The organism is Streptomyces pseudovenezuelae, assembly GCF_029892565.1.
Taxonomy (GTDB): Bacteria; Actinomycetota; Actinomycetes; order Streptomycetales; family Streptomycetaceae; genus Streptomyces; species Streptomyces pseudovenezuelae_A.
The window spans coordinates 15,107-41,854 of the sequence record NZ_JARXVH010000002.1 but is presented as its reverse complement, the minus strand read 5'-3'; the positions used below and the strand labels follow the sequence as shown (position 1 = coordinate 41,854).

29 protein-coding genes are annotated in these 26,748 nt (G+C 70.8%); 18 read left to right on the top strand and 11 right to left on the bottom strand.

Annotated elements, in window-relative coordinates; translation table 11 throughout:
* Nucleotides 1-29: 29 nt before the first annotated feature.
* The gene (locus M2283_RS04895; RefSeq protein ID WP_280874767.1) at nt 30-1,169 is read left to right on the top strand and encodes an FAD-dependent oxidoreductase; all 1,140 of its coding nucleotides are present in this window, start codon (nt 30-32) and stop codon (nt 1,167-1,169) included.
* 7 nt (nt 1,170-1,176) lie between these two features.
* On the opposite strand, the gene M2283_RS04890 is transcribed toward M2283_RS04895, so the two are convergent.
* Nucleotides 1,177-1,857: a TetR/AcrR family transcriptional regulator gene (locus M2283_RS04890; protein WP_280874766.1), complete on the bottom strand. Its 681-nt coding sequence runs from the start codon at nt 1,855-1,857 to the stop codon at nt 1,177-1,179.
* A gap of 103 nt (nt 1,858-1,960) precedes the next feature.
* Here M2283_RS04890 and M2283_RS04885 point away from each other — a divergent pair, with 103 nt between their 5' ends.
* Entirely contained in the window at nt 1,961-2,524 is a 564-nt protein-coding gene (locus M2283_RS04885) for an NAD(P)H-dependent oxidoreductase (RefSeq protein ID WP_280874765.1), read from the top strand.
* 76 nt (nt 2,525-2,600) lie between these two features.
* On the opposite strand, the gene M2283_RS04880 is transcribed toward M2283_RS04885, so the two are convergent.
* A complete protein-coding gene (locus M2283_RS04880; RefSeq protein WP_280874764.1) occupies nt 2,601-3,506 on the bottom strand; it encodes a LysR family transcriptional regulator in 906 nt (301 codons plus the stop codon).
* 114 nt (nt 3,507-3,620) lie between these two features.
* Here M2283_RS04880 and M2283_RS04875 point away from each other — a divergent pair, with 114 nt between their 5' ends.
* Nucleotides 3,621-3,839: a hypothetical protein gene (locus M2283_RS04875; protein ID WP_280874763.1), complete on the top strand. Its 219-nt coding sequence runs from the start codon at nt 3,621-3,623 to the stop codon at nt 3,837-3,839.
* On the opposite strand, the gene M2283_RS04870 is transcribed toward M2283_RS04875, so the two are convergent.
* Both M2283_RS04870 and M2283_RS04865 read right to left on the bottom strand, forming a co-directional pair.
* A complete protein-coding gene (locus tag M2283_RS04870) occupies nt 3,815-4,696 on the bottom strand; it encodes an LLM class F420-dependent oxidoreductase (RefSeq protein ID WP_280874762.1) in 882 nt (293 codons plus the stop codon). The two genes, M2283_RS04875 and M2283_RS04870, sit on opposite strands and share 25 nt — an antisense overlap.
* Before the next feature lie 66 nt (nt 4,697-4,762).
* Nucleotides 4,763-5,728, bottom strand: coding sequence for a TerC family protein (locus tag M2283_RS04865; protein ID WP_280874761.1), 966 nt, complete (start codon nt 5,726-5,728; stop codon nt 4,763-4,765).
* Between the two features lie 215 nt (nt 5,729-5,943).
* On the opposite strand from M2283_RS04865, the gene M2283_RS04860 reads away from it, so the two are divergent.
* Both M2283_RS04860 and M2283_RS04855 read left to right on the top strand, forming a co-directional pair.
* Nucleotides 5,944-6,915, top strand: coding sequence for an alpha/beta hydrolase (locus M2283_RS04860; protein ID WP_280874760.1), 972 nt, complete (start codon nt 5,944-5,946; stop codon nt 6,913-6,915).
* A gap of 203 nt (nt 6,916-7,118) precedes the next feature.
* On the top strand, nt 7,119-8,120 hold the full coding sequence (locus M2283_RS04855; protein ID WP_280874759.1) for a helix-turn-helix domain-containing protein: 1,002 nt from the start codon (nt 7,119-7,121) through the stop codon (nt 8,118-8,120).
* A gap of 51 nt (nt 8,121-8,171) precedes the next feature.
* Here the strand turns inward: M2283_RS04855 and M2283_RS04850 are convergent, their stop codons facing one another.
* Nucleotides 8,172-8,741 (bottom strand): 2'-5' RNA ligase family protein, encoded by a 570-nt coding sequence (locus M2283_RS04850; RefSeq protein WP_280874758.1) that lies wholly within the window; start codon nt 8,739-8,741, stop codon nt 8,172-8,174.
* A 144-nt stretch (nt 8,742-8,885) separates the two neighbouring features.
* On the opposite strand from M2283_RS04850, the gene M2283_RS04845 reads away from it, so the two are divergent.
* From M2283_RS04845 to M2283_RS04835, 3 genes are all read left to right on the top strand, one after another.
* Nucleotides 8,886-9,344 carry a MarR family winged helix-turn-helix transcriptional regulator gene (locus M2283_RS04845; protein ID WP_280874757.1) on the top strand — a complete coding sequence of 153 codons (459 nt, stop codon included), beginning with the start codon at nt 8,886-8,888 and terminating at the stop codon, nt 9,342-9,344.
* A 225-nt stretch (nt 9,345-9,569) separates the two neighbouring features.
* The gene (locus M2283_RS04840) at nt 9,570-10,784 is read left to right on the top strand and encodes an MFS transporter (protein WP_280874756.1); all 1,215 of its coding nucleotides are present in this window, start codon (nt 9,570-9,572) and stop codon (nt 10,782-10,784) included.
* Between the two features lie 55 nt (nt 10,785-10,839).
* On the top strand, nt 10,840-11,658 hold the full coding sequence (locus tag M2283_RS04835; RefSeq protein WP_280874755.1) for an aldo/keto reductase: 819 nt from the start codon (nt 10,840-10,842) through the stop codon (nt 11,656-11,658).
* Nucleotides 11,659-11,764: 106 nt separating this feature from the next.
* On the opposite strand, the gene M2283_RS04830 is transcribed toward M2283_RS04835, so the two are convergent.
* On the bottom strand, nt 11,765-12,685 hold the full coding sequence (locus M2283_RS04830) for a LysR family transcriptional regulator (protein WP_280874753.1): 921 nt from the start codon (nt 12,683-12,685) through the stop codon (nt 11,765-11,767).
* A gap of 167 nt (nt 12,686-12,852) precedes the next feature.
* Between M2283_RS04830 and M2283_RS04825 the strand changes: the two genes are divergently transcribed.
* Both M2283_RS04825 and M2283_RS04820 read left to right on the top strand, forming a co-directional pair.
* Entirely contained in the window at nt 12,853-14,094 is a 1,242-nt protein-coding gene (locus M2283_RS04825) for an MFS transporter (protein WP_280874752.1), read from the top strand.
* 13 nt (nt 14,095-14,107) lie between these two features.
* Nucleotides 14,108-14,272: a hypothetical protein gene (locus tag M2283_RS04820; protein WP_280874751.1), complete on the top strand. Its 165-nt coding sequence runs from the start codon at nt 14,108-14,110 to the stop codon at nt 14,270-14,272.
* 3 nt (nt 14,273-14,275) lie between these two features.
* On the opposite strand, the gene M2283_RS04815 is transcribed toward M2283_RS04820, so the two are convergent.
* Complete coding sequence (locus M2283_RS04815) at nt 14,276-15,163, bottom strand: LLM class F420-dependent oxidoreductase (protein ID WP_280874750.1); 888 nt, start codon at nt 15,161-15,163, stop codon at nt 14,276-14,278.
* 42 nt (nt 15,164-15,205) lie between these two features.
* On the opposite strand from M2283_RS04815, the gene M2283_RS04810 reads away from it, so the two are divergent.
* The 5 genes from M2283_RS04810 to M2283_RS04790 all read left to right on the top strand — a co-directional run bounded on the left by M2283_RS04810 (nt 15,206) and on the right by M2283_RS04790 (nt 19,135).
* A complete protein-coding gene (locus M2283_RS04810; protein ID WP_280874749.1) occupies nt 15,206-15,493 on the top strand; it encodes a hypothetical protein in 288 nt (95 codons plus the stop codon).
* A gap of 56 nt (nt 15,494-15,549) precedes the next feature.
* On the top strand, nt 15,550-15,819 hold the full coding sequence (locus M2283_RS04805) for a hypothetical protein (RefSeq protein ID WP_280874748.1): 270 nt from the start codon (nt 15,550-15,552) through the stop codon (nt 15,817-15,819).
* A gap of 193 nt (nt 15,820-16,012) precedes the next feature.
* Nucleotides 16,013-17,203, top strand: coding sequence for a CaiB/BaiF CoA transferase family protein (locus M2283_RS04800; RefSeq protein ID WP_280874747.1), 1,191 nt, complete (start codon nt 16,013-16,015; stop codon nt 17,201-17,203).
* 26 nt (nt 17,204-17,229) lie between these two features.
* Nucleotides 17,230-18,396: an acyl-CoA dehydrogenase family protein gene (locus M2283_RS04795; RefSeq protein ID WP_280874746.1), complete on the top strand. Its 1,167-nt coding sequence runs from the start codon at nt 17,230-17,232 to the stop codon at nt 18,394-18,396.
* Complete coding sequence (locus M2283_RS04790; RefSeq protein WP_280874744.1) at nt 18,389-19,135, top strand: GntR family transcriptional regulator; 747 nt, start codon at nt 18,389-18,391, stop codon at nt 19,133-19,135. The genes M2283_RS04795 and M2283_RS04790 overlap by 8 nt, the downstream gene beginning before the upstream one ends.
* Here the strand turns inward: M2283_RS04790 and M2283_RS04785 are convergent.
* Together M2283_RS04785 and M2283_RS04780 are read right to left on the bottom strand one after the other, a co-directional pair.
* Nucleotides 19,096-20,331 (bottom strand): cysteine desulfurase-like protein, encoded by a 1,236-nt coding sequence (locus M2283_RS04785; protein WP_280874743.1) that lies wholly within the window; start codon nt 20,329-20,331, stop codon nt 19,096-19,098. The genes M2283_RS04790 and M2283_RS04785 overlap by 40 nt on opposite strands.
* A 116-nt stretch (nt 20,332-20,447) precedes the next feature.
* A complete protein-coding gene (locus M2283_RS04780) occupies nt 20,448-21,155 on the bottom strand; it encodes an SDR family NAD(P)-dependent oxidoreductase (protein WP_280874742.1) in 708 nt (235 codons plus the stop codon).
* Between the two features lie 103 nt (nt 21,156-21,258).
* Here M2283_RS04780 and M2283_RS04775 point away from each other — a divergent pair, with 103 nt between their 5' ends.
* Both M2283_RS04775 and M2283_RS04770 read left to right on the top strand, forming a co-directional pair.
* Complete coding sequence (locus M2283_RS04775; RefSeq protein ID WP_280874741.1) at nt 21,259-22,098, top strand: helix-turn-helix transcriptional regulator; 840 nt, start codon at nt 21,259-21,261, stop codon at nt 22,096-22,098.
* Between the two features lie 156 nt (nt 22,099-22,254).
* Nucleotides 22,255-22,902, top strand: a complete 648-nt coding sequence (locus M2283_RS04770) for a TetR/AcrR family transcriptional regulator (protein WP_280874740.1) — start codon at nt 22,255-22,257, stop codon at nt 22,900-22,902.
* A gap of 52 nt (nt 22,903-22,954) precedes the next feature.
* Here M2283_RS04770 and M2283_RS04765 read toward each other — a convergent pair whose 3' ends face one another.
* Together M2283_RS04765 and M2283_RS04760 are read right to left on the bottom strand one after the other, a co-directional pair.
* On the bottom strand, nt 22,955-23,530 hold the full coding sequence (locus M2283_RS04765) for a PadR family transcriptional regulator (RefSeq protein WP_280874739.1): 576 nt from the start codon (nt 23,528-23,530) through the stop codon (nt 22,955-22,957).
* 40 nt (nt 23,531-23,570) lie between these two features.
* Nucleotides 23,571-24,392, bottom strand: coding sequence for an SGNH/GDSL hydrolase family protein (locus M2283_RS04760; protein WP_280874738.1), 822 nt, complete (start codon nt 24,390-24,392; stop codon nt 23,571-23,573).
* Nucleotides 24,393-24,535: 143 nt separating this feature from the next.
* On the opposite strand from M2283_RS04760, the gene M2283_RS04755 reads away from it, so the two are divergent.
* Nucleotides 24,536-26,707, top strand: coding sequence for a hypothetical protein (locus M2283_RS04755; protein WP_280874737.1), 2,172 nt, complete (start codon nt 24,536-24,538; stop codon nt 26,705-26,707).
* The last annotated feature ends 41 nt before the right edge of the window (nt 26,708-26,748 follow it).

Here is a 26,748-nt window from a genome sequence, read left to right as displayed (position 1 = left end):
AAGTCCCGCCCCTTTCAAGGAGGTTCACCATGACCACCCCTCACCACCCCATCGCCGTCATCGGAGGCGGACTCGGCGGGCTCACGCTCGCCCGGGTCCTGCACGTGAACGGCATCGAGGCCGCCGTCCTCGACCTCGACGACTCCCCCGCCGCACGCACTCAGGGCGGCATGCTCGACATCCACGACGACTCGGGCCAGCCGGCGCTGCGCGCGGCAGGTCTGCACGAGAGGTTCCTGACGCTGGTCAACCCGGGCGGCGAGGCCACCCGCGTCCTCGACCGCGACGGCACGGTCCTCGTGGACACGCCCGACGACGGCAACGGCGGGCGCCCCGAGGTCGACCGCGGTCAGTTGCGCGACCTGCTGCTCGACTCACTGCCCGAGGGCACCGTCCGCTGGGGAGCCAAGGTCACCGGCGCCCGCCCGCTCGACGGCGGCCGGCACGAGGTGACGCTGGCCGACGCCACTTCCTTCACGACCGATCTGCTGATCGGCGCGGACGGCGCCTGGTCCAAGGTGCGGCCGCTGCTCTCGGACGCGCGGCCCGAGTACACCGGCATCTCGTTCGTCGAGGCGGACCTCCCCGACGCCCGCCTGCGGCATCCCGTGAGCGCCGAGGTCGTCGGCGACGGCATGCTGATGGCGCTCGGCGCGGGCAAGGGCTTCCTGGGCCACCGCGAGACCGACGACAGTCTGCACATCTACGTGGCGATCAGCGTCCCCGAGGACGAGTTCGACGGCGTCGACTTCACGGACACCGAGGCGGCGAAGGCGTACACGCTGGGGCACTTCGACGACTGGGACAAGAGCCTGCGGGCGCTGATCGGCGACGCCGACGGACCGCTGGTGCCACGGCACATCCACGCCCTGCCGATCGGACACCGCTGGGACCGGGTGCCCGGGGTCACGCTGCTGGGCGACGCGGCCCATCTGATGTCACCGTTCGCGGGCGTGGGCGCCAACCTGGCCATGTTCGACGGGGCCGAACTGGGCCAGGCGCTGGCCGCACACCCCGGCGACACCGAAGCCGCACTGGCCGCCTATGAGGCGAAGCTGTTCCCGCGCAGCGAAGAGGCGGCGGCGGACTCCGCCGCGAACGGGGTCCTGATGTTCCGCGACGACGCCCCGCAGGGCTTGGTCGACTTCTTCAGCTCGCACCACGGCTGAGCCGGACTCAGCGGGACTGCGGTGTACAGGTCACGCGCGCGACGAGGTCGACCCAGCCGGCCTCCAGCCGGTCCATGGGCATCCCGCACTGCTTGGTGAGGTGGTGGATCAGGGCGGGGTCGAGGTAACCCATCAGCATCCGCGCCAGCAGTTCGCAGTCGGCGTCCGGCACGAGCTGCCGCAGCAGAACGGTGACGTGCATCGTGAGCGCCCGGGTCGGCGGCAGGCCGAACCTGCGGGTCGGCTCCGGCTGGGCGGCCAGTTGCAGATCCAACTGCTCGTGCGTGCGGTACAGCACCGCCACACCGAACGCCCGCAGCCGCTCCAGAGGCGGGGCCCCGGGTCCCAGCGGGGCCGGGCCGCCGAGGAAGTCCGCCTGGAGCTTCTTCGCCGAGTGGTCCAGCAGGGCCATCAGCAGTCCGGTCCGGTCGCCGAAGCGACGGAAGACGGTCCCCTTGCCCACTTTGGCCGCGGCGGCCACCGCCTCCATCGTGACCCCGGCCGCGCCGTGCTCGGCGATCAGCCGGGTGGCCGCCTCCAGCAGCGCGGCCCGGTTGCGCGCGGCGTCGGCCCGCAGGCAGGGCTCGTCCTCAGCGGCGCTGAGCTGCAACAACTCCGGCTCGCCGACGGGCTCCTGAGGCGCCGGGATGGGCGGCAGGGTGGCGGACATGAAGACAGCGTAAAGCATGGGAACAAAACTGGACCGCAGTCCGCTTAGGGTGCTAGAAATTAAACGGACCTCGGTCCGGATCGTAACGGCAATGTTTCAGCACCCCCCTCTGGAGTCCCCCATGTCTGTTCGCATCCTCGCGCTCGTCGGCAGCCTTCGTGCCGGTTCGCACAACCGCCAGCTCGCCGAGGCCGCTGTGAAGCTGGCCCCGGAGGGCGCGGACGTCGAACTGTTCGAGGGCCTGGCCGAGATCCCCTTCTACAACGAGGACATCGACGTAGAGGGCGACGTGCCGCCCGCCGCCGCCAAGCTGCGTGCCGCCGCCCAGGCCGCCGACGCCTTCCTGCTCTTCTCCCCCGAGTACAACGGCACCATTCCGGCCGTCCTGAAGAACGCCATCGACTGGCTGTCGCGCCCCTACGGTGCCAGCGGCTTCGGCGGCAAGCCCGTCGCCGTGGTCGGTACCGCCTACGGCCAGTTCGGCGGCGTGTGGGCGCAGGATGAGGCGCGCAAGGCCGTGGGCATCGCCGGCGGCAAGGTGATCGAGGACCTCAAGCTCTCCATCCCCGGTTCCGTGGTCCGCTTCGCCGAGACCCACCCGGCCGACGACGCCGAGGTCGCCGCGCAGGTGACCGAGGTGATCGCCCGTCTGCACGGGCACGCGGGCGAGACGGTTGCCGCCTGATCTGCAAGCGAATATCCCGGAAGGGGCCGGAGCCACGGGCTCCGGCCCCTTCCGGCCGTTCGGCCCACCTCGTCCCTCAGGCCACCGCCGTCGGCGCGAGCTCGCGCAGTTCCCGTAGCGCGGCGGCGACCGCGGGGCGGTCCCGGCCGCCGGTGCGGGTGCAGGTGAGCAGCTTGCGGTGCGGGTTGCCCGTGCAGCGGACGCGGGTGATCGGCAGATGCGGGGTGAGCTGGGCGAGCCTCGGGATCAGGGCCACGCCGAGCCGGTGGGCGACCAGGTGGGCGGTGACGTTCCAGTCCAGCGCGTGATGCACGACGCCGGGGCTGAAGCCGGCCTCGCCACACGCCGACAGCACGTGCGGGCGGCAGGGACTGTCCGGCACCGGGGCGATCCAGTCCTCGTGCGCCGCGTCGGCCAGGTCGACGCGCTCGCGCCCCGCCAGCGGGTGGTCCTCGGGTACGACGAGGTCGAACGGGTCGTCCAGCAAGGGCTGTTGATCGAAGCGGGCGTCGCTGAGCGGCGGGTTGTGCGGGGTGGCCTCCACGACCGCCAGATCGGCCTCGCCCTCGAAGAGCTGGTCGAAGCTCTCCGGCACACCCGCCTCCTGGATGCGGACCGACAGCCGTGGATGCCGCTCGTGCAGCCGCACCGCCATCGGGGCCAGCAGCACCGACACGGCCACCGGGAAGCCGCTCACCCGCAACGGGCCGCCGGGAGAGCCGTGATCGGCACGCAGGTCCAGCTCGGCCTGTTCCCAGCGGGTCTGGATGGCGTCGGCGTGCGCGAGCAGGCTCTCGGCGGCCGGGGTGAGCCGTACCCCGCGGCCCTGCGGTTCGAGCAGGTCGACGTCCAGGTCGCGGGCGAGCTGGCGGATCTGCTGGGAGGCGGCGGACGGGGTGAAGTGCAGGGCGCGGGCGGCCGCGGTGACCGTGCCGTAGTGCGCGACCGCGCGCAGGACGTGGAGCCGGCGCAGATCAATCATGAAGCCCACGCTTCAAGGTCGGGTCCGCAAAGTCAACCTGGACGTGTACGGAGGTCGGGCCGCACTCTGGCTGTGTCGCGACGGTCAACCAGCCACGAGGTACGAGGAGTTGCCATGACCAGCCCGACCGGCACCGGCTGCCCGCACTGCGGATGGCCGGACGGCGCCGAACCGTTCCAGGTGCTGTCCCGGCACGTCACAGCGGCGGGGCTCACCCTGTGGACGCGCTGCGGCTGCGGTTCGCTCCAGGTCAGGAACGTCGACGACCGCGGTGTGCGGATCGTCTCGCGCAGCCGCCCCGCCACCGCTCAGTCGAGCCCGGCCAGCCGCTGAACGGCCGGCGCCACGAAGCTCTCGATCCAGCCGGAGGTCTCACCGAGGCGCGGCGAGAGGATGACCGTGTCGATGCCGAGCCCGGTGTAGCCCGCGATGTCCCGCGTGAAGGCGTCGAGATCGCCCTCGTTGACCGCCTCTCCGCTGTACGCGACGGTCTTGCGGATCGCGTCGTAGTCGCGGCCCTCCGTGTCGCAGTGGCCGCGCAGCACGTCGAGCTTGTGCCGCACCTCGTCCGGCGAGGTCGCGAAGAGGTTGCACGCGTCGCCGTAGCGGGCGACCAGGCGCAGCGTCTTCTTCTCGCCGCCACCGCCGATCATGATCTCGGGGCGAGGGGCGCTGACCGGCGCCGGTACGCACAGGGTCTCGGCCAGCCGGTAGTGCTTGCCCTCGAACGGGCCGTTGTTCGCCGGGTCCCACATCTGCAGACAGATGCGCAGGGCCTCCTCCAGGTGCTCGAAGCGCTCGGCGAGCGGCGGGAAGGGCACGCCGAGGCCCTCGTGCTCGCGGCCGTACCAGGCCGCGCCGATGCCGAGGGTGGCACGGCCGCCGGACAGCACGTCGAGCGAGGTGGCGATCTTGGCGAGCAGGCCGGGGTGGCGGTACGTCACGCCGGTGACCAGCCCGCCGAGCTGCACCGTGGAGGTCTGCCCCGCGAGGTAGCCGAGGGTCGTGTAGGCCTCCAGCATGGGGGCCTCGGCGCCGCCGTTGAACTCCATCTGGAAGTAGTGGTCCATGACCGACAGCCAGCTGACCCCGGCCGCCTCGGCCGCCCGACCGGCCGACGCGAGTTCCGTCCCGACCGCGGGGCCTCCCCCACTGTGGTCGAACCGGTTGATGTGCACACCCACACGCATGTCCGTCTCCGTTCACCCACGCCTGGACCGTCACCCGTGACGCTAGATCTTCGAGCGCTCTCGAAGTCAAGGACGGGCCGCCTCCCGCTCCTCCTGCTTCTTCGACGCCCGCAGGCTGGTGATCGTCGTGACCGCGAGGACCAGGACGATGAAGCCGAGGGAGAAGGGGATGGAGATCTCCGGGACGTGCACGCCGGATTCGTGGAGGGCGTGCAGCACCAGCTTGACGCCGATGAAGCCGAGGATGATCGACAGGCCGTAGCTGAGGTGGACCAGTTTCTTGAGCAGGCCGCCGATGAGGAAGTACAGCTGGCGCAGACCCATCAGGGCGAAGGCGTTGGCGGTGAACACGATGTACGGGTCCTGGGTGAGCCCGTAGATGGCCGGGATCGAGTCGAGCGCGAACAGGACGTCCGTGGAGCCGATCGCGAGCATCACGACCAGCATCGGGGTCATGACCCGCTTGCCGTTCTGCTCGACCCACAGCTTGGTGCCGTGGTACCGGTCGGCCACGCCGAACCGCTTCTCCACCGCCTTCAGCAGCTTGTTCTCCTGGTAGTCCTCCTCGTGCCCATCCTTGCGCGCGTCCTGGATGAGCTTCCAGGCGGTCCAGATCAGGAAGGCGCCGAAGAGGTAGAACACCCAGGAGAAGGTGGAGATGATCGCCGCACCGGCCGCGATGAAGCCGGCCCGCAGCACCAGGGCCACCAGTACGCCGACCATCAGCACCCGCTGCTGGTACTGCGAGGGCACCGCGAACTTCGCCATGATCAGGACGAAGACGAAGAGGTTGTCGACGCTCAGCGACTTCTCGGTGACGTACCCCGCGAAGAACTCGCCCGCGGGCCCCGCGCCGCCGAAGACGAGCAGCCCCACCCCGAAGAGACAGGCCAGGACCACCCAGACGACCGTCCACACCCCGGCTTCCTTGACCGACACGTCATGAGGTTTGCGGCCGATGAAGAAGTCGACGGCGACGAGCACGCACAGGGCCACTACGGTCAGCAGCCAGACGGTGAGGGAGACGTTCACGGGTGGTACTCCTGGAGCGTTGAGAGGTCTGGTCAGCGTTGTCGCGACGTGTGATCTCTTCCACCACGTACAGGTGAACAACGGGCAACGAGGCGGTTTCGCGCCGTCCGCCCGCCATTCGGCGGGCACCTTCCGCCGGACGGCGGCGGGCCGGACGGCAGCGGCACGCCGACCATGGCACGTGAGAGCCGCCGCGCCCCGCGTGAGGAGACGTCATGACCCTGGTTCCGCCCCCGTTCGACCCCGAGCTCGCCGCCGCCCTGGAGCTGATCAAGGACGTGATCTCGCCCGGTCTCACCATGGACGACATCACCGCGATGCGCGAGGGGATGGGGATCCAGATGCTGGCCGAGCTCGACCTGACCGTCGGCGGGTTCTTCGAGCTCGACGAACGTACGGTGCCCGGCCCCCAGGACGCGCCGGACATCTCACTGTTCATCGCTCGCCCCACCGCCGAGGCCGTGGGCACCCGGCCGGTCTTCTACCACGTCCACGGCGGCGGCATGGTCATCGGGGACAACAAGACCGGCGTGACCGCGGCGCTGGACTGGGCGAAGGAACTGGACGCGATCGTCGTCTCCGTGGAGTACCGGCTGGCACCGGAACATCCCCATCCGGCGCCGATCGAGGACGTGTACGCCGGGCTGGTCTGGACGGCGGAGCACGCCGCAGAGCTGGGCGGCGACGCGGAGCGGATCGTGATCGCGGGCGCCAGCGCCGGCGGCGGGCTGACCGCGGCACTCGGCCTGCTGACCCGGGACCGCAAGGGCCCGCGCCCGATCGGCCAGGTACTGATGTGCCCGATGCTCGACGACCGCAACGACACCCCGTCCGCCCATCAGATGGCCGGCCTCGGCGTCTGGGACCGCACAGCCAACGACACCGGCTGGACGGCGCTGCTCGGCGAACTGCGCGGCGGCCCGGACGTCTCCCCCTACGCCTCCCCCGCCCGCGCCGACGACCTCGCCGACCTGCCGCCCACCTTCGTCGACGTCGGCTCCGCGGAGACCTTCCGCGACGAGGCGGTCGCCTACGCCTCCCGGATCTGGCAGGCCGGCGGGGTGGCCGAACTGCACGTATGGCCGGGCGGCTTCCACGGCTACGACGGCTTCGCCCCGCAGGCGGCGATGTCCCAGTCGACCGGGGCGGCACGGCTGAACTGGCTGCGGCGACTCATCGGCGAGTGAGGGGCGCCCCGGCGGGCGGAGGAACGGGCTGACGGGGCATCCTGATCCACGGCTTCCCTCGCCCCTCAGCCTCCGTCCACGTCCTCCCACGTCCTCTCCCACCCCTGAACCGCCGCTCGCCCTTCCCCCGGGGCGGCCGAAGAGCCGGCATCGCGCGCCTAGCGGGACTCCCCCACGTCGGCGTCATGGAGGACCATGAACGTATGAAAGAGCTGGCCGGACGACTGACCGCGCTGGACCCGGACGCCGGAGCCGCGGTGCAGGTCATCTCCTACTTCGATCACCTGGCCGAGGCCAGGGCCGGTCTGGAGACCCTGGTGCGGGGTGCCGCCGTGCTGGCCGGCTGCCCGGCGCGGCTCGTCGACGGCGGTCGGCGCGTGCGGGTCCGGGTCGAGCCCGACGGCACCCGCAAGGACGTCGACGGCGTGCCGGACTCGGCCTGGCCGTCCGCCGCGCTGGAGCCGGGCGGTGTCCCGGCCCTGTGGCTGGAGCGCCCGGAAGGGGAACCCAGTGTCGTCGACGCGGTGATCCTGGAGCGGGCCGCGGGTGCCGTCCGGCTCGTCCTGGACCGCACCCGGGGCCGCGCACCGGCCTCGCTCGCCGACGACCCGGCACTGGTCGAGACGCTGCTGGACGCGACGGTTCCGCAGGACGCCCGGCTGCACGCGGCCCGTCTCCTCGGCGTCGACCCCACCGACCCGGCCGTCCGCGTACGCGCCCTCGCCCCGTCCGACGGCAGACCCCGCCTGCTGACCGCCGGCGCGGAGCTCCCCCTCGGCCGCGTCGGCGTGGGCCCCGCCGTCCCCGTGCTCGACCTGCCGCGCTCGTGGGCCGAGGCCCACACGGCCCTGCGGTTCACGGCCGACGGCACCGCGCAGGACCCCGGCCCGCGGGTGATCTACGCCGATGAGCTGGGCGGCATCGCCCTCCTCGCCGGGCTGATCGCACCGGGCGACGATCCACCGGCCGACGTGCACGCGATCGAGGCGGCCGCCGCCGCCCTGCCCTGGCTGCTGGCCACCCTCAACGCCGTGGCCGCGACGGCGAGTCAGCGGGGGGCCGCTGCCGAGATCAACGTCCACCACTCCACGCTCCAGGATCGGTTGACCCAGGCGGAGCACCTGCTGGGCTGGCCGGTACGCACACCGCAGGGCCGGCTCAGGCTCCAACTGGCGCTGACGATGCGGCACTTGGCTCGCCCGTAGAGGTCACCGCAACTCGCGCACGACTTGACTGACGCCGACGTCGAGGGGTGGTCAGCGAGCCGTTCCGTCCAACTGCCCGGTTACGCCCGGCTGTCCGAGGGGGAACGACGCCTGCAACCGCCACTCCGTACCGCTGAACACCACCAGGTCGACCGACGCCACGTGAACCGTGACGGGGAGGCTCGGACCGATGCCCGCCTCCGCCTCGTCCAGGGCGGCCTCGTCCTTGACCTGGCCGACGGTCAGATGGGGCACCGGCTCGTACTTGCCGCCGTACGGCGGGGCTTCCGGCCAGCGTTCGACGACCGCATCGGTGAGCCGGCGGAACGGTGTGTCCGGGGTCGGAGCGAGGTACAGGACGCCGGGGAAGCGGCCGCAGCGCTCGAAGCGGACGTCGAAGGCCGGGTGCCGGGCGGCCAGTTCACCGAGGGCGGCACGCGTGCCGTCGTCGATGAGATCCGCGTGCAGGAACGGGAAGACGACGGTGACATGGGCCGGGACGCCCGCGCGGGCGGCGGGATCGAGGCGCTCACGCCACGTCCGGACCACCGGCTCGGCCTCGGGAATCAGCACCACGAGGCCCGTCTGTCCTGCCTGGAATCCACTGGAGTCGTCCGTCACCGTACGTGTATATCAGCCGCACCGGCGGACACCGGACCCGCACCGACCGCCACTCATTGCATGCGCGCGCTACATGCTTCCGCTGGTAATTTCACCGATCCCCTATCCTGGATCCCAGTCATCACGCGACGGAGGACCCAGGCCATGACCGCGACGGACCCGGCGCTCACCGCGCTCGCCCAGGGCTGGTGCGCCCTCTCGCTGCTGCACGGCAGGATCGAGGCGCACATCGAGCGCGCCCTGCAGGCGGCGCACGACCTGAGCGTGCGCGAGTACTCACTGCTGGACGTCCTGAGCCGGCAGCACGACGGCGACGGCGGGCATCTGCAGATGAAGCAGGTCGCCGACGCGGTCGTACTCAGCCAGAGCGCCACGACCCGGCTGGTCACCCGCCTGGAGGACCGCGGACTGCTGACCCGCTACCTGTGCCCCACCGACCGGCGCGGGATCTATACGAACGTCACCGAGGCCGGCTTCAAGCTGCTGGAGGAGGCCCGTCCGACCAGCGAGGCCGCCCTGCGCGAGGCCCTCGACGCGGCCGCGTCGAATCCCGAGCTCGCCCCGCTGGTCAAGGCGGTCGAGACGCTCCGCGTGGCTGCCTGACCCCCGGGTTTCGGCCCCAGATCCAGACGTCGAGCCCTCGCGGCACTTTCGCCACGAGGGCTCCCGTATGCCCTCACGCCCGCATGTCCTCACACCCGCCCGCCCACATGCTTGCAAACGCGCGCTACCCGCCCTCGACCTTACCTGCATTTGCATTTATACCGCGTCTGCAATTATTGTTGACGCTCGTAAGCGACACACGCAATCGCCTGGAAGGTTCATCCCATGCCTCTCGCCCTCCTGGCCCTGGCCATCGGGGCCTTCGGGATCGGCACCACGGAATTCGTGATCATGGGCGTGCTGCCCGAGGTCGCGGGTGACTTCGGGGTCTCCATCCCGACCGCCGGCTGGCTGGTCTCCGGCTATGCCCTCGGTGTGGTCCTCGGCGCACCCCTGCTGACCATCCTGGGCACCAAGGTCTCCCGCAAGAAGATGCTCATGTTCCTCATGGGGCTCTTCGTGGTCGGCAACGCGCTGTCCGCCTTCGCCCCCAGCTTCGGCGTGATGCTCATCGGCCGCGTGATCGCCTCCCTGGCGCACGGCGCGTTCTTCGGCATCGGCTCCGTGGTCGCCGCCGACCTGGTCGCCCCGGAGAAGAAGGCCTCCGCGATCTCCCTGATGTTCATGGGACTGACGGTCGCCAACGTCGTCGGCGTCCCGCTGGGCACCTACATCGGCCAGGCCGCCGGCTGGCGCGTCACGTTCGTCCTCGTCGCCTCGCTCGGCATCGTCGGGCTGCTCGGTCTGGCGAAGCTCGTCCCCGAGGCGGGCCGGCCCAAGTCCCCTGACGTACGGGCCGAGTTCGCCGCCTTCCGCAATGTCCAGGTCTGGCTCGCGCTGGCGATGACCGTCCTCGGTTACGGCGGTGTCTTCGCGGCGATCACCTACATCACCCCGATGATGACCGAGGTGGCCGGCTACTCGGCCGGCGCGGTGACGTGGCTGCTGGTCCTGTTCGGGGTCGGGATGTTCCTGGGCAACCTGCTGGGCGGCCGGTTCGCCGACCGCGCGCTGATGCCGATGCTGTTCACCGCGCTCGCCGCCCTGTCCGCGACGCTGCTGCTGTTCACGGTGACCGCGCACAACAAGGCCCTGGCCGCGATCACGCTGACTCTGATCGGCGCCCTCGGCTTCGCCACCGTTCCCCCGCTGCAGAAGTGGGTACTCGACCAGGCCTCGGCCGCCCCGACCCTGGCCTCCGCCGTCAACATCGGCGCCTTCAACCTCGGCAACGCGCTGGCCGCCTGGCTGGGCGGTGTCGTCATCTCCGCCGGGCTCGGTTACACGTCGCCGAACTGGATAGGCGCCCTACTGTCCGGCTCCGCGCTGCTGCTGGCCTTCCTGGCCGCGGCCCTGGACCGCCGTACCCGCGGCACCACCGGCCACGTCGTGGCCGCGTCCGCGCCGGCCGACGATGTGCCCGTCGCCGCACGGCACTGAACCGACCGGACCTACCGCGACACTGAACCGACAACACCGCGAAGGAACAGCGCACATGACCCCCACCGTCACCCTCAACAACGGCGTCGAGATCCCCCAGCTCGGCTTCGGCGTCTTCCAGGTCCCCGACCGCGAGACCACCGCCGCCGTGACCAACGCCCTGGAGTCGGGCTACCGCAGCATCGACACCGCCGCGATCTACGGCAACGAGGCCGGCGTCGGCGCCGCCCTCGCCGCCTCGGACCTCGCCCGGTCCGACCTCTTCGTGACCACCAAGCTGTGGAACGCGGACCAGGGCCACGACGCCACGCTCCGCGCGTTCGACGCGAGCCTCGCCAAGCTGGGCCTGGACTACGTCGACCTGTACCTGATCCACTGGCCGACCCCGGCCCGGGACCTCTACCTCGACTCGTGGAGCGCCATCGAGAAGCTGGCCGCCGACGGACGCATCCGCGCGGCCGGTGTCTCCAACTTCCAGCCCGCGCACCTGCGTCGGCTGCTGGACAACAGCTCGCTGGTGCCGGCGGTCAACCAGATCGAGCTGCACCCCGGTCTTCAGCAGAGCGAACTGCGGGCGCTGCACGCCGAGTTCGGGATCGCCACCGAGGCGTGGAGCCCGCTGGCCCAGGGTGCGGTGCTGGACGATCCCGCGCTGACGGCGATCGCCGAGCGGCACGGCAAGTCGCCGGCCCAGGTGGTACTGCGCTGGCACCTCCAGCTCGGCAACGTGGTGATCCCGAAGTCGGTCACGCCCGCCCGTATCCGCGAGAACATCGACGTCTTCGACTTCGTGCTCGCCGACGAGGAGCTGGCCGCGATCGCGGAACTGGACCGCGGTCTGCGCACGGGCCCGGACCCCGACACCCTCAACTGACCGTCGAACGGCCCTTCACGTCTTCGCCTCCCGCGACTGAAGGCAGCGGGGGGCGATGACGTGGGGGGCGGTCGCCGTCGTCGTATGCCCGAGAGCGGTACGGGTGTCAGCGTGCCCACTTCGGTGTCCAGAGGTCGCCGCCCGAGCGTGCGGTTCCGAGGTGGGTGCGGAGCAGGGCGAGCGTCGGGTGCGGGTTGTCGGCGCGCCACAGGAGCGAGTGCGGGTACGCCGGTGTCGGGCCGTGCATCGGGATGCGCCGCAGGTCGTGGTCGGCGGGCCAGACCATGCGCGTTCCTTCGCCGACAAGAGTCGCCAATTGCGGTGAGTCGGCGATCGTGTCGAGAAGCGGCTCGGTGCCGAAGTCGGGGCCGGTCACCTCGATGGTGAGACCGAAGGCGGCGGCCAGGTCGTCGTAGAAGGCGGCCCATTCGGTGCCGGCGACATTGCCGGGCATCCAGATCCGGTGCCCGGCCAGCCGCGCCGGGGTGACCTCGCGGGCGGCGGCGAGTGCGTGGCGCGGTCCGGTGAGCAGCTGGAGCGGCTCGTGGTGGACGCGGGCTGCCGCGATGCCGTCGGGCAGTTGTCGTTCGGGTCGGGTGAGGGCACGGAAGGACGCGTCGACGGTGCCGGAGCGGACCGCGGCGATCGCCGCCTCCGCGTCGAAGAGGGTCACGACGTCGAGGGCGGCCTCGGGGTGGGCCCGATGGAAGTCCCGCAGGAGGTCCGCCGGGGCGAGCCGGCGTCCGATCACGTCGACGCGCAGCGCGCGCCGGCCGGGCTGCACCGAGGCTGCGGCCCGCTCCTCGGCCCGCAGCAGGTCGCGGGCGTGCGGCAGGAAGACCTGCCCGTCCACGGTGAGCACGGCTCCGCGCGCCGTGCGGGTGAACAGCCGCACGGCGAGTTCCCGCTCAAGCGCGGCGACCCGCTTGGAGACCGCCTGCTGGGTGATCGACAGGGACAGGGCGGCTTCCCGGAACTGTCCGGCGTCGGCGACGGCCACGAAGGTGCGTACGGCATCGAGATCCACGGGTCAGTTCTACCGCCGCCTCCGGGGCTCGCCTGCCACTTCCGGGGCGGTTCCACGTGACAACCTCTGGTTGTCACGTGCCGGGCAGGATGGTTGTTTGATCCGTTCCCGGTTGCCCGCTTTGATGTGCGGGTCGGCAACGGGTGCGGGAGGGGTTGTTCGTGGTCATGGGGGACAGACGGTCGCTGGGGCGACGGTTCGGGTGGTTGTGGGCGGCGTACGCCGTCAGCTCGCTCGGCACCTGGCTCGCCTTCGACGCGTTCGCCTTGATCGCGGTGCTGGTCCTGCATGCCGGGCCGATGGAGGTGTCGATCCTGGCGGCGGCGGGGCTGGCGGTCGGGGCGGTGGTGGCGGTGCCGCTCGGGCCCTGGATGGAGTTCCGGCGCAAGCGGCCGGTGATGATCGCGATGGACCTCGTCCGGTGCGGGGCGCTGCTCACGGTCCCCGCCGCCTATCTGTTCGGCGGGCTCACCTTCGTACAACTGCTGGTTGTGTCGTTCCTCACCGCGGCGGCCGACATCAGCTTCACCGCGGCCAGTGGGGCCTACCTCAAGGCCCTGGTTCCGCCGGAGGACCTGCTCGTCGCCAACAGCCGCTTCGAGGCGACGATGTGGACCACCACCGTGCTCGGTCCGCCGCTCGGCGGGGCCGCGATCGGGTTGTTCGGCCCGGTGCTGACGGTGCTGACGAACGCGGTCAGCTTTCTGTTGTCGGCACTGGGGATCCGCGCGATCGACGGCAAGGAGCAGCCGTCCGCATCGGTCGGCCGGGCGCCTACGGGCGGTCTGCTCGACGGGTGGCGCTACATCCTGCGCCACCCCGATCTGCGCCCGCTGTTCTTCAACACGGTCCTCAACAACGGCCTGATCATGGCGGTCTCGCCGCTGCTCGCGGTCCTGATGGTCGGCGATCTCGGGTTCCCGCCCTGGCAGTACGGGCTGGCCTTCGCCGTGCCCTGTCTGGGCGGACTCCTCGGCTCGCGGATGGCCCGTGGGCTGGTCGCCCGCTACGGCCGGCGGCGCGTCCTGCTCACCTCGGGGACACTGCGCGCCTGCTGGCCGGTCGGGCTGGCCTTCATCGGGCCCGGCGTGTCCGGGCTGGTGCTCGTCATGGCCGTCGAGTTCGGATTGATCCTCTGCTCGGCGGTGTTCAACCCGGTGTATTCCACCTTCCGCCTCGAACGGACGGCGAACGACCGGGTCGCCCGCACCCTCTCCGCCTGGTCGGTCACGAGCAAGGCGACGATCGCGGCGATGACCGCACTGTGGGGGCTCCTGGCCGGCGCCATCGGCATCCGCCCCGCGATCGCACTGGCCGGCGTACTACTGCTGGCGACACCGCTGTTGCTGCCGCGCGTCGACCGGGAACCGGCGGCGCACCAGCCGGAGGCGACGCCTGCTTCTCCGTGACGGGAGGAGAACGGTGATCGGAGACGAGGTGTTCGGAGACGAAGGCGTAGATGCGTCGCTGGGCGGCTCCACCAAGTCCCTTGCGCTGGAGCTCGGTCCGGCGGGCATCACCGTGAACACCCATTCCGCCCGGCTTCGTCGACAGGTGATCGGCGTCAACGGCGGGCGCAGCACCTGACGTTCAGCGCAGCTGGGTCGACCCGAACGCGTCCAGGAACTCCAGCGTGGCCGAGGCCGCCCGCGCCGGGCACGACACGACCGTCCAGGTGACCCCGGCCTTCTCCAACTCGGCGAACGCCTCCCGGTGCCGGTCGGTCCCGACAGCCGGCTCGACATCGCCATAGGAGTACGCGACGTCGATCCGATCGGGGCGCCCGGCCGCCGCCTCCCGCAACTCAGCGATCTGCACGGCGAGTTCGGGCACCGACCCGAGCACCGGCGTCCGTGCGGTGGCGCTGAGCTGCGCTCCCCCGGGCATCGGCATCCAGCCCTGCACCCGCTCGGCGACCCGGCGTCGGCTCAGCTTCGAGTTGCCGCCTATCCAGACCGGGATCGGGCGCTGTACGGGCCGCGGGCGAGCGATCACGTTCCGTGCGCTGAAATGCCGTCCTTGATAGCTGAATCGCTCCCCGCTCCAGTGCAGCGGGAGCACGTCCAGGACCTCGTCGAACAGGGCGTTGCGCTCGTCCATGTCGACACCCAAGGCATGGAACTCGCTCTTCTGGTAGCCCGCGCCGAGCCCGAGGATCAGGCGTCCACGGGAGAGCTTGTCGAGGGTGGCGGCGGCCTTGGCGAGGAGGAACGGGTTGCGGTACGGGGCGACCGCCAAGTACGTGAGCAGGCGCAGGCGTTCGGTCGTGGCGGCGGCGTAGGCAAGGGCGACGAAGGGGTCGAGTGTCTGGTGGCCGCCGTTGGCCAGCCAGCGGACGCCCGGCACCGGGTGTTCGCTGAACGACAGCCCGTCGAAACCGGCCCGCTCGGCCGCGGCGGCGACCTGGTGCAGGGGGCCCGCGTCGAGCACGTCACCGTCGGGTCCGGTCGTCTCCGGGTAGTGGAAGATGAAGCGCATCGGTCACCTCCGTGGCCGCTCGGAGGGTACGAGCGACGCCTCGTGGAACACGTCGGCGGCAACGCGAAGGTGGGCTGTGTCGGCGAGTCTGCCGTCGCGACCGATCACGCCCACGCCCTCCGCCTCGAATCTGCGATCGGCGTCCATGTTCTCGCGAGCCGCCCGGAGTTCGTCCGTCGCGGGGGCGAACTATTCGTTCGCGAGGGGGACTTGGCCGGGATGGATGGCCTCTATCTCGTCGAAGGAGGGCAGGCGCCCCGGACCGTGGAGTTCCGCGAGGCATTGCCGCTGACCGCCCCGGGCAAAGAGTCGAAGGACCCATTGCGATGAGGGCCGAGGACGGACGGGAGCGGAACGCCGCTCTCGCGGGACAACGGAGATCCATCATGACGACGACGAACCACGAGGCCGGCCTGACGGCACACTTGCCACTCGCCGGCATCGAGCGCCTGGACGACGAGATCATCGCTCTCCTGGCCCGCCGCCGCGCGATGGCCCAGGAACTTCCGCCCCCGGCCCACTCCCGCGCCGCCGACCCGGACTTCGCGCAGACCGTACGCGGCATCACGGACCGCTACCGCCAGGAGTTGGGCGGCGCGGGCGAACTGGTCGCCCGTGCGGTGATGGTGCTGTGCGATCCCAGCCGGGAGTCCTGACACGACGGTTTCTCACGTTGTTCGCGGCACCGGACGCCCTCGTCCACTCGACGGGCTCCGGTGCCGCATTGATGTGTACAAAGACGTCTCAGCGTTGACAGCCTCGCGCATTTGGCCGTACAAATCTGCGCAGAGGACCTGGCGCCCGCCGCCGAGATGCTGCGCCGGCACTTCCCGTACCAGGCCAGGAGGCATGACCGTGCAGCAGCTCCCCCTGTCCGGCATCACGGTGGTCAGCCTGGAACAGGCGGTGGCCGCCCCCTACACCACCCGCCAACTGGCCGACCTGGGCGCCCGCGTGATCAAGATCGAGCGGCCGGGTGAGGGCGACTTCGCGCGGCGCTACGACACCACCGTGCACGGCCATTCCAGTTACTTCGTCTGGCTCAACCGCTCCAAGGAGTCCCTGACCCTGAACGTCAAGGACCCGCGCGGCCAGGAGATCCTGCACCAACTCCTCGGCGGCGCGGACGTGTTCGTGCAGAACCTCGCACCGGGTGCCGCCGATCGCCTCGGGCTCGGCGTCGACGCCCTCACCGAGCGGTACCCGCGGCTGATCCCGTGCACGATCTCCGGCTACGGCACGAGCGGGCCGTGGGCCGACCGCAAGTCGTACGACCTGCTGGTGCAGTGCCAGACCGGCCTGGTCTCGCTGACCGGCACCCCCGACGAGAGCGCCCGGGTCGGGATCTCCGTCGCCGACATCGCCGCCGGGATGTACGCCTACACCGGCGTCCTCACCGCCCTCTACACCCGGGCCACCACCGGCCGGGTGCATCCTGTCGAGGTGTCCCTGTTCGAGGCGCTGGCGGAGTGGGTGAGCCAACCCGCCTACTACACCCGCTACGGCGGTACCCAGCCCGCCCGCTTCGGCACCCAGCACGCCACGATCGCCCCGTACGGCGCCTTCCCGACCGCCGACGGCAAGCAGGTACTGTTCTCCATCCAGAACGAACGCGAGTGGACGATCCTGTGCGAACGGTTCCTGCAGCGGCCGGAGTTGACGCACAACCCGCGCTTCGCCACCGGTCCCGACCGCGTAGCGCACCGCGCGGAGCTCAACGCGATCGTCGCCGAACGGTTCGCCCGCTCCGACGCCGAGGAACTCCTCAAGGACCTTGAGGCGATCGGCATCGCCGCTTCCGGGGTCAACGACATCGCCGCGTTCCTGGACCATCCGGTGCTGTCGGGCCGCGCGCGCTGGCGGGAGGTGGGGGTGCCCGGCGCCACGGTGCAGGCGCTGCTGCCGCCAGCCGACCTCGCCGGGGTGCCCGCGCGCATGGATCCCGTCCCGGACATCGGCGAGCACACCGAAGCGATCCTCACCGACCTCGGCCGCACCCACGACGACATCGAGGCGCTACGCGCCGACGGCGTCGTCTGACCACCGCCGCACTGGAGGGCCACCCGATGAGCGTTCTGGACATCCTGTCCGACGACGAGCGGCTGGTCGTGCGGACCGTGCGCGAGTTCGTCGACAGGGAAGTCAAGCCCGTCGTGCGGGAGTTGGAGCACGCTGGCACCTATCCGGAGCGTCTCGTCGAGCGGATGAAGGAACTCGGCGTCTACGGTCTGGCGATTCCGGAGGAGTTCGGCGGCAACCCCGTCTCGACACCCTGCTTCGTCCTTGTCACCGAGGAACTCGCGCGCGGCTGGATGAGCCTCGCGGGCGCGATGGGCGGACACACCGTCGTCTCCAAACTCCTTCTCCTGTACGGCACCGAGGAGCAGAAGCGGCGCTACCTGCCGCGGCTAGCCACCGGTGAGGTCCGCGCGACCATGGCGCTCACCGAGCCGAGCGGCGGCTCCGATCTGCAGGCGATGACGACCGTCGCGCGCCGCGAGGGCGATGAGTACGTCGTCAACGGGGCGAAGACCTGGATCACCAACTCCCGCCGCGCCGGCCTGATCGCGCTGCTGTGCAAGACCGACCCGGCCGCCGAACCACGCCACAAGGGCATCTCCGTCCTGCTGGCCGAGCACGGCCCCGGACTGATCGTCTCCCGCGACCTGCCCAAGCTCGGCTACAAGGGTGTCGAGAGCTGCGAGCTGTCCTTCGAGGACTACCACGCCCCCGTGGACGCCCTGTTGGGCGGCGTCGAGGGCCAGGGCTTCGGCCAGATGATGAAGGGTCTGGAGACCGGACGGCTCCAAGTCGCCGCCCGTGCGCTGGGCGTGGGCCGCGCGGCCCTGGAGGACTCGCTGCGCTACGCCCAGGAGCGGGAGTCGTTCGGCAAGCCGATCTGGCGGCACCAGTCGATCGGCAACTACCTCGCCGACATGGCGACCAAGCTCACGGCCGCCCGCCAACTGACGCTGCACGCGGCCCGGGAGGCCGACGCCGGGCGGCGGGTGGACATGGAGGCGGGCATGGCCAAGCTGTTCGCCTCGGAGACGGCGATGGAGATCGCGCTCAACGCCGTGCGGATCCACGGGGGTTACGGCTACTCCACCGAGTTCGACGTCGAACGGTACTTCCGGGACGCGCCGCTGATGATCGTCGGCGAGGGCACCAACGAGATCCAACGGAACGTGATCGCGGCCCAGTTGGTGGCGCGGGGCGGGCTCGATGGCTGAGCGGCCGCAGCGGGAGAGCACGTATCTCAGACTCGCGCGCGAGCTGCGGACGGCGATCCTGCGCCACGACTTCCCCGACGGGGTCCGGCTGCCCACGGAGGCCGAACTGGCCGAGCGGTACGAGGTGAGCCGGCAGACCGTGCGCCGGGCCTTTCAGGACCTGGTCGCCGAGGGGCTGGTCCACCGGGTGCCGGGGCGCGGGACGTTCGCGATGCCCCGCGAGGAGCAGTATCTGCGCCAGTTCGGCTCGGTGGACGACCTGATGGGGCTGTCCATCGACACCCGCATGGACGTCGTCGCTCCCCTGCACGCGCGGGTCGACGTCGACGCGGCGGGCCGACTCGGCCTGAACACCGACCGGGTGCACAAGCTGTCCTTCCTGCGGCTCCACGACGACGTGGCGTTCTGCCACACCTCCGTCTGGCTGCCGCCCGCCGTCGGCCGTTTGCTGGATTCGGTGCCGGAACTGACCTCGCCCGGTTCGCCGAACGCCTTCACGGTCATCGGACTGCTCGACCAGCGACTGCCCGAGCCGATCGCCGAGGCCGAGCAGAGCATCACGGTCGCCGGGGCCACGCCGGAGGTCGCCGGACACCTGGGCTGCGAACCGGGCCGACCGCTCCTGCGCATCGACCGCGTCTACCAGTCAGCCGCCGGGCAGGCCGTCGAACTGGCCATCAGCCACTTCCTGCCCGAGCACTACTCGTACCGGGTGCGACTGCGGCGCAACGGCGCCTGAAGGAACGACGCCATACCAGAGATGAGCCGGTCCACGTCCTCCGCATTGTTGTAGGGCGCGAGGCCCACCCGGAGCGAGGGGTTCTCCAACTTCAGAGCGGCGAAAGGCTCGTACGCGTAGAACGACCCCGCCGGAGCCACGACCTTGAGGGCCGCCAGATGCTCCTGCGCATCGCGCGCGTCACGGCCTTCCAGACCCATCAAGAGAGTCGGGGTGCGGTCGGCCGCCTTTGAGTGCACGGTGACGGCCGCCCCCAGGGACCGCAGCCCGTCCTCGATCCGGGCGCGCAGCCCGGCCTCGTGCTCGTGGAGGGAGCGCAGCGACGCCGTCAGCCGCTCCTTCCGCGACACCCCCGCGCCGGGGGCGATGCCGGCGAGGAAGTCCACCGCGGCGGTGGCACCGGCCAGCATCTCGTAGGGCAGCGTGCCGAATTCGAAGCGCTCCGGCACCGTGTTCGTGGACGGCAGCAGCTTGTCCGGTTCGATGGTCTCCAGCAGTTCGGGGGCCGCCGCGAGCACCCCGCAGTGCGGGCCGAGGAACTTGTACGGCGAGCACACGAACAGGTCCGCCCCCAGCGCGGGCACGTCGACCTGGCTGTGCGCCGCGTAGTGCACCCCGTCCACGTACACCAGCGCGCCGACGCCGTGCGCCAGGTCGGCGATCGTGCGCAGCGGCGGCTTGGTGCCCAGGACGTTGGAGGCCGCCGTGACCGCGACGAGTCTGGTCCGCTCCGAGAGCACCCGCTCGAAGGAGCCGAGGTCGAGTTCCGTGGTCTCGGGGTCGATGTCGATCCAGCGGACCGTCACCCCGGTGTGGTCGGCCGCCTGGATCCAGGGCCGGACGTTGGCGTCGTGGTCGAGGCGGCTGACGACGATCTCGTCGCCGACCCGCCAGTCCTTGGCCAGATGCCGGGAGAAGTCGTACGTGAGCTGGGTGGCGCTGCGCCCGTGGACGACGCCGTTCGCCGGTACGCCCAGCAGGTCGGCGTAGGCGGCCCGGAACTCCGTGACCGCCCGCTCGGCGTTCCGCTCGGACGAACTCACGGCGCCCCGGTTGGAGAGGGGCCCGGTGAGGGTCTCCGCGACGGCGGCGGCGACCGGGCGGGGCGTCTGGGTGCCGCCCGGTCCGTCGAAGAAGGCGAGGCCGTGGTCGAGGGACGGGAAGTGGTCCCGCAGGGCGGCGATGTCCACGGCCATGACCTCGGCTTTCTGCGCTGCTACGGGCGGCCGGTGCCCACCCGTCGGAACCCGACCGTAGTCGACCGGAACCGATTACGGTCGAACAGATCCGACTGTTGTTTCGGCCAGGGCACTCACCAGGGGAGCGAGCCCTTGGCGTCGAAGTAGCCGCCGGTCGGACCGTCCGGACCCACCTGGGCCATGCGCACGATGATCTCGGCGCCCTGCTCGACCGTCTGTGTCCCCGTGTTGCCGTTGAGGTCGGTCTTCGTGAAACCGGGCTCCACGGCGTTGATCCGGATCTCCGGGAACGCCTTCGCGTACTGCACGGTGATCATGTTGACCGCGGCCTTGGACGACGGGTAGGCGACGCCCAGGTAGAAGGCCGCGGGCGACTCCGGGTCGGCGAGTGTCGAGATGGAGGCCAGACCGCTGCTCAGGTTGACCACGACGGGCGCGGCCGAGCGGCGCAGCAGCGGCAGGAACGCGCGCGTGACGCGTACGAGGCCGAAGACGTTCGTCTCGAACAGCGTCCGCATCTGGTCGGCGGTGACGTCGGCCGGACCGATGATCGTGTTGTTCTCGCCGCGCCCCTCGATGCCGGCGTTGTTGATCAGGACGTCGAGCCCGCCGTCCGCCTCGACGGCCTTGGCGGCTGCCTCGACGGAGTCGTCGTCCGTGACGTCGAGCTGGACGAACCGCGCGCCCGCCTGCTCGGCGGCCCGGCGCCCCCGCGCAGCGTCCCGGCTGCCGATGTACACGGTGTGACCCGCGGCGATCAGTTGGCGGGCGGCCTCGAAGCCGAGGCCCTTGTTCGCTCCGGTGATGAGTGTTGTCGTCATGTCCTCCAGCGTGCGACGTGGCGGCGCGGTCAGCCAGACGTACCTGCTTCCTGGGACTGCGGGTACCAGGCACAGGCCCGGCGGACGGTGTTCACTGGACGGCATGACGGCGACGGAACTGGGGCAGGCACTACGCCGCTGGCGCGACCGGGTCTCCCCCGAGTCCGCCGGGCTGCCCGCCGGCGGACACCGGCGCGCGGCCGGGCTCCGGCGCGAGGAGCTGGCCCTGCTGGCGGGCATCTCGGCCGACTACATCACGCGCCTGGAACAGGGCCGGTCGACCAACCCGTCGGCGCAGGTCGTCGAGGCGTTCGCCCGCGCACTACGGCTGTCGGCGGACGAGCGCGCGTTCCTGTTCCGGCTGGCCGGCCTCGTGCCGCCTGGCCCGGAGACGGTCCCCGCGTACATCACCCCGAGCGTCCAGCGCCTGCTGGACCGGCTGGTCAACACCCCGGTCGGCGTCTACGACGCGGCCTGGACGCTGATGCTCGCCAACCCCATGTACGCGGCGCTGATGGGCGACCCGTCGGGTTGGCGCGGCTTCGAACGCAACGGCGTGTGGCGCAACTTCCTCGGCCCCGGCTCCCGGGTCCGGCACACCACGAAGGAACGGGCGGACTTCCGGACCGCCATCGTCTCCGAACTGCGCGCGGCGGCCGTCCGCTATCCCGCCGATCCCCAACTACGGCGCCTGATCACGGAGTTGCGCACCAACAGCGCCCGCTTCGCCGAGCTGTGGGAGTCGGGCGCCGTCGCCCGCAACGAGGGCTCCCGCAAGATCGTCGACCATCCTCAGGTGGGCGCCCTCATCCTCGACTGCGACATCCTCAACGTCTCGGGCAACGACCTGCACCTGATGATCTACACAGCGGAACCCGGCACCGAGGACGCGGAGAAGCTCACTCTGCTCGGCGTCCTCGGCACCCAGAGCCTGGTCGGCTAGTCAACTCGGCCGCCGAGCCGCCCAGTCAAAAATCTCATTCTCCCAGCGCGGAACCATCGGTCTCCTCCACAGTCCTGGCCGTATCCATCCTGGACGCAGGGCGCTGTCAAGGGATTTCAGTACTGTTCTCCCCATGACGCAGAAGGCAAGCCGCCCGTGAGCATCCCCAGCGAGGAACCGGCCTGGAAGCAGCGCGCGGTCGAGCGTTCCACCCAGGCGGCGAAACGCCGGGCCGAGCAGAGGGTCGAGCGGTTCCTCGACGCGGCGCAGGAGATCACGGCGGAGAAGGGCACGACGGACTTCACCGTGCAGGAGGTCGTCGACCGGTCGCGCCAGTCGTTGCGGAGCTTCTATCAGCACTTCGACGGCAAACACGAGTTGCTGCTCGCGCTGTTCGAGGACGCGATGGGCAAGTCCGCGGACCGTCTTCGCGCGATCGCCGCCGAGGAGTCAAGCCCGCTGGACCGGCTCAGGGTCGTCGTCCAGGAGCTGTTCGAGAGTTCGCGTCCCGACACCTCCGGCAAGCAGCGTCCACTGTTCACCGACTTCGCACTGCGCCTGCTGGTCTCGCACCCGGCGGAGATGCGGGTCGCGAACGCACCGCTGCTCGCGCTGTTCACCGAACTGCTGACGGACCTCGAAGAGGCCGACCTGCTGCGCTCGGGCTTCGAGGCCCGCCGGGTGGCCGCGCTGACCATGCAGACCGTCATGTTCAACGCCCGGTCCAGCGGCCAGGAAGAGTCCCACCCGCTCACCGCGGAGGAGATCTGGGACTTCTGCGCCAATGGGTTCACGCTCAGCTGATGTCGGCCGAAGGCACTGGGCCGACATCAGGGTGCGAGAACAACATTCTCAGTCAGTCGGCCGGCAGCGACTTCGCCGCACGCTGGTCCAGCTTCCGCAGCACGGATTCCCCCCACTGGAGGTTGCCCTGCTCCAGGCCGATGCCACCGAGCAAGGTGAGGTAGGGGCCGACGCGCTCCGCGGTGGTCAGGTACTCATCCTCGCTACGCCCGTCGAGCAGACGTTCCCGTAGACGCTCGTAGCGGGCGAGCTTGGCGGTGGCGCGTTCCATGCGCGCGACGATGCCGGACCGTACGGCCTCGGCGTCGCCGATGTCGACGCACTGGACCTTGACCATCAGCTCGTCCCTGATGGCCATGGGCTTGGCGGGGGTCTCGGCGACGTACTCGCGGAGGACGTCGAGGCCGGCCTCGGTGAGGGAGAAGAGGCGCTTGTTCGGGCGGCGCTCCTGCTGGACGACCCGTGCGGAGACGAGACCGTCGTTCTCCATGCGCTCCAGCTCCCGGTAGAGCTGTTGGGGGGTGGCCATCCAGAAGTTGGCGACCGAGGCCTCGAAGCCCTTCGCGAGGTCGTACCCGGACGCCTCGCCCTCCAGAAGAGCGGCCATCACCGCGTTGCGCAGAGCCATTCCCCCAAATTAACACCGTGTTGATTAGTCAAGGGGATGGCTATTGCGCCTCCGTGGGCCCCCTCAGGCGTCCGGCTGCCAGCGGGCCGGCCGGGAGCAACTCGGGGCGCTTGGCCTCGCGGCCGTCCCCGGAGGACCGGCCCCGGATGCGGCGGGCGAGCCAGGGGCCCAGGAAGGAGCCGACCCAGCACAGCTCGGCGCCGACGGTGCGCAGTCGGGAGGGGGCGTGAGAGGTGGCGGGCAGAGGGTGCGTCCAGCTGTCGTCGCTGCCCGGTAGGCGGATCGCGTCGGCGACCGCCGCGGCGATTCGGGCGTGGCCGAGCGGGCTGGCGTGCAGGCGGTCGGGACTCCACAGGCGGGGGTCGGTCAGCACCGGGTGGAGGCCGGTCTCGGCGACCGCCACGCCGTGGCGGCGGGCCGCCTGCCGGATGCGGTCGTTGAGGGCGGTGATCCGGGGTGCGAGCGGGCGGGCCAGCGGCGTGATGCGGGCGATGTCGGGAAACGTGACCGTCGCGACGCGAGCGCCCTGTTCGGTGAGAGCGGCGAACATCGCCTCCAGGTGGCCGGCCACCTCGTCGGCGTCGAAGCCGGGCCGCAGCAGGTCGTTGACGCCGGCGACGACGGTGGCCAGGTCGGGTTTCATCGCGAGGGCGGGCGCGAGCTGCTGGGCGTGCACCTGCCCGGCGAGGCTTCCGCGCACGGCGAGATTGGCGTACCGCACCTCCGGGTTGTCCACCACGAGCAGCTCCGCGAACCGGTCGGCACAGCCGCGCAGGCCGTGGACGTCGTCGCCGTCGCCGAGCCCCTCGGTCTGGCTGTCGCCCAGCGCCACGTATCGCAGATATCCGCCTGCCACCGGCACGAGGTCCCCCTTCCGCCGCCGTCGGAGCGCATCGCGACGACCGGATAGCCAATTCACCACCTATTCGCATTGTTGACTATAGAGGACGTTCCCCGGCAGAAAACCACGTGCGCCTGTTCGAACGGCTCTGGGAGAGTGCGGGGATGCCCCACCTTCTGGAACCGCTGGTCATCCGGCATTCCCACCGACTCCCCCTGCCCACCGGCCCGGCCGGTCAAGGGGACGTCGCCGCGCGGCAGTTCGACGCCGTACTGATGTCCGTGGGCTTCAAGCTCTCGGCCGACCTGCTGGAACTCCTGTCGGGGCTGTCCGAAGGCACGGTCGTCGACACCGCGGTGCGCACGCTGGGCACGGTCCGCGACATGGTCGGCGACCACGTCCGGCACAACGTCTACTTCATCGACTTCCCGGCCAACGTGCCCGACACCTTCGACTTCTGGACGCGCTGCATCACCGAGGCCCTTGCCGACGACGCGTCCCGCGACCGTACGCTCGCCCAGTTGGAGAGCGGTGTGGTGAACCTGCTCACCCTCCCCTCCTACGGCACCTACCAGCACACATACGCCGAAATGCTCGGCCACCACGACGAGTTGATCGCCGCGGCCGGTGACCGTCTGACCGTCCTGCACCTGGGTAGCACGACGGACGACGAGGTCACCGCCCTCTACCTCGCGCTGGCGGGCAGCAGCACTCCGTTGAACGACGACGACCTGAGCGACCTCAAGGTGCTCGCCGCGCGCTGTGTGGACGGCCCGCAGCCGGAGGCGATTCCGGTCCGGGAGAACCGTGCCGTGGTCAACGAGGCCCGGCTGACGGCGGGTTCGGAGCTGCTTCTGGACACCGTCACCGACGTGCTGCGGCTGGCCTGCGCGCTGTCCGGCGGTGACGTGACCCTCCAAGAGCCCACCAGGTTCCGGACGTTGCCGCGTCCGGTGCGCCGCGCGCTGCTCGCCGGACTGGACTCCGTCATAGCCACTGCCCCCGCCAAGCTCGCCGACGTACACGCCCATCGCGAGCCGTGGAAGCGGCTCGGCGAGCGGCTGCACCCGCACGAGTACCCGCGGTGGCCGCACGCCGCCCAGGTGTTCGCCGTGGCGCGGGGCGAGCTGGAGGCGCGCTCCTTCGACAGCCGCGTCGAGGAACTGCTCGGTATGCAGGACGTCCTCGGGGCGACTCAGCTGCTCAAGTCCGCGCCGGGCAAGCTGTTCCGCTCGCTGGACCGGCTGCTGCGCACGGCGATCGACGAGGAGGAGCGGGAGGCCGTGGTGGCCGCCGCCGAGTCGGTCGTCACCGAGGTGTCCGGCCGGGTCGTGCTGGCGGTGCGCGAGCACCTTCACAACCGGGCCGGGGACACCGGCGAACGCCGTGTCTTCGTCAACCGGCTCGGCCGCGCCTGGGTCGCCGAGGACCAGCGGCCGCCCGTGCTGCCGACCGAGCGCAAGCGCCTGATCACCGCCCTCGACGCGGAGATCGGCCGCCGACTCCCCGCTCCAGAACGCCTGTTGGTCGATCCGGACGTCCTCGACGTGGCGCTCCCGCTGTCCGGCCGGGCGACCGCGGCGGGCCTCGGCGTGCTGCCGCGCGGCTCGGTCACGCCGGTCGCCGGTGAGCTGTTGCGGTTCTTCGTCTACTGGAAGCAGGCCGAGGAGCGGACGGATTTCGACCTGTCGGCGGTGATGCTGGACGCCAAGTACCGGACCGTGGCCTGGCTGGCGTACACGTCCCTCACCCAGGTCGAGGGCGAGCACTCCGGCGACATCACCGAAGCGCCCGACGGGGCCTCGGAGTTCATCAACCTGCGGCTCGGCGCCGTGCGCAGCACGTTCATCGTGCCGCAGGTCAACATCTTCGCGGGCGAGGGCTTCGAGGAGGTCGAGGAGTCCTTCTTCGGGTTCATGCTCCGCGAGGGCGAGCAGCAGGGGCAGCCGTTCGAGGCGCGGACGGTGCGGATGAAGTCGGAGCTGCGCGGGCCCGGCCGGGTCGCGCTGCCGCTGGCGTTCCGGCGTGCGCGGGACGGCACTTGGACCGCCAAGTGGATGCACCTGTATCTGAAGGGCCTGCATTCGGGCAACCGGGTCGAGGGCAACCGGGTGACGATCGCGACGCTCCTGCGCGGCATCGTCGAGCGCGAGCACATCGACGTCCGGTACGTCGCCGATCTGATGGCCGGTGGTGGGACGACGGTGACGGTGTGGGACGGCGAGACGATCCCGTCGGAGCCCGTCACCTACATCGGCCTGGAGCGCCCCGACGGGCTGCATCCGGACTCCCGGATCATCACCCCGGAAAATCTGCGCGACTTGGTCCCGGCCTGACTGTTAGGGTCGACCACAGGCGAGGCCATGAACGGACTTCC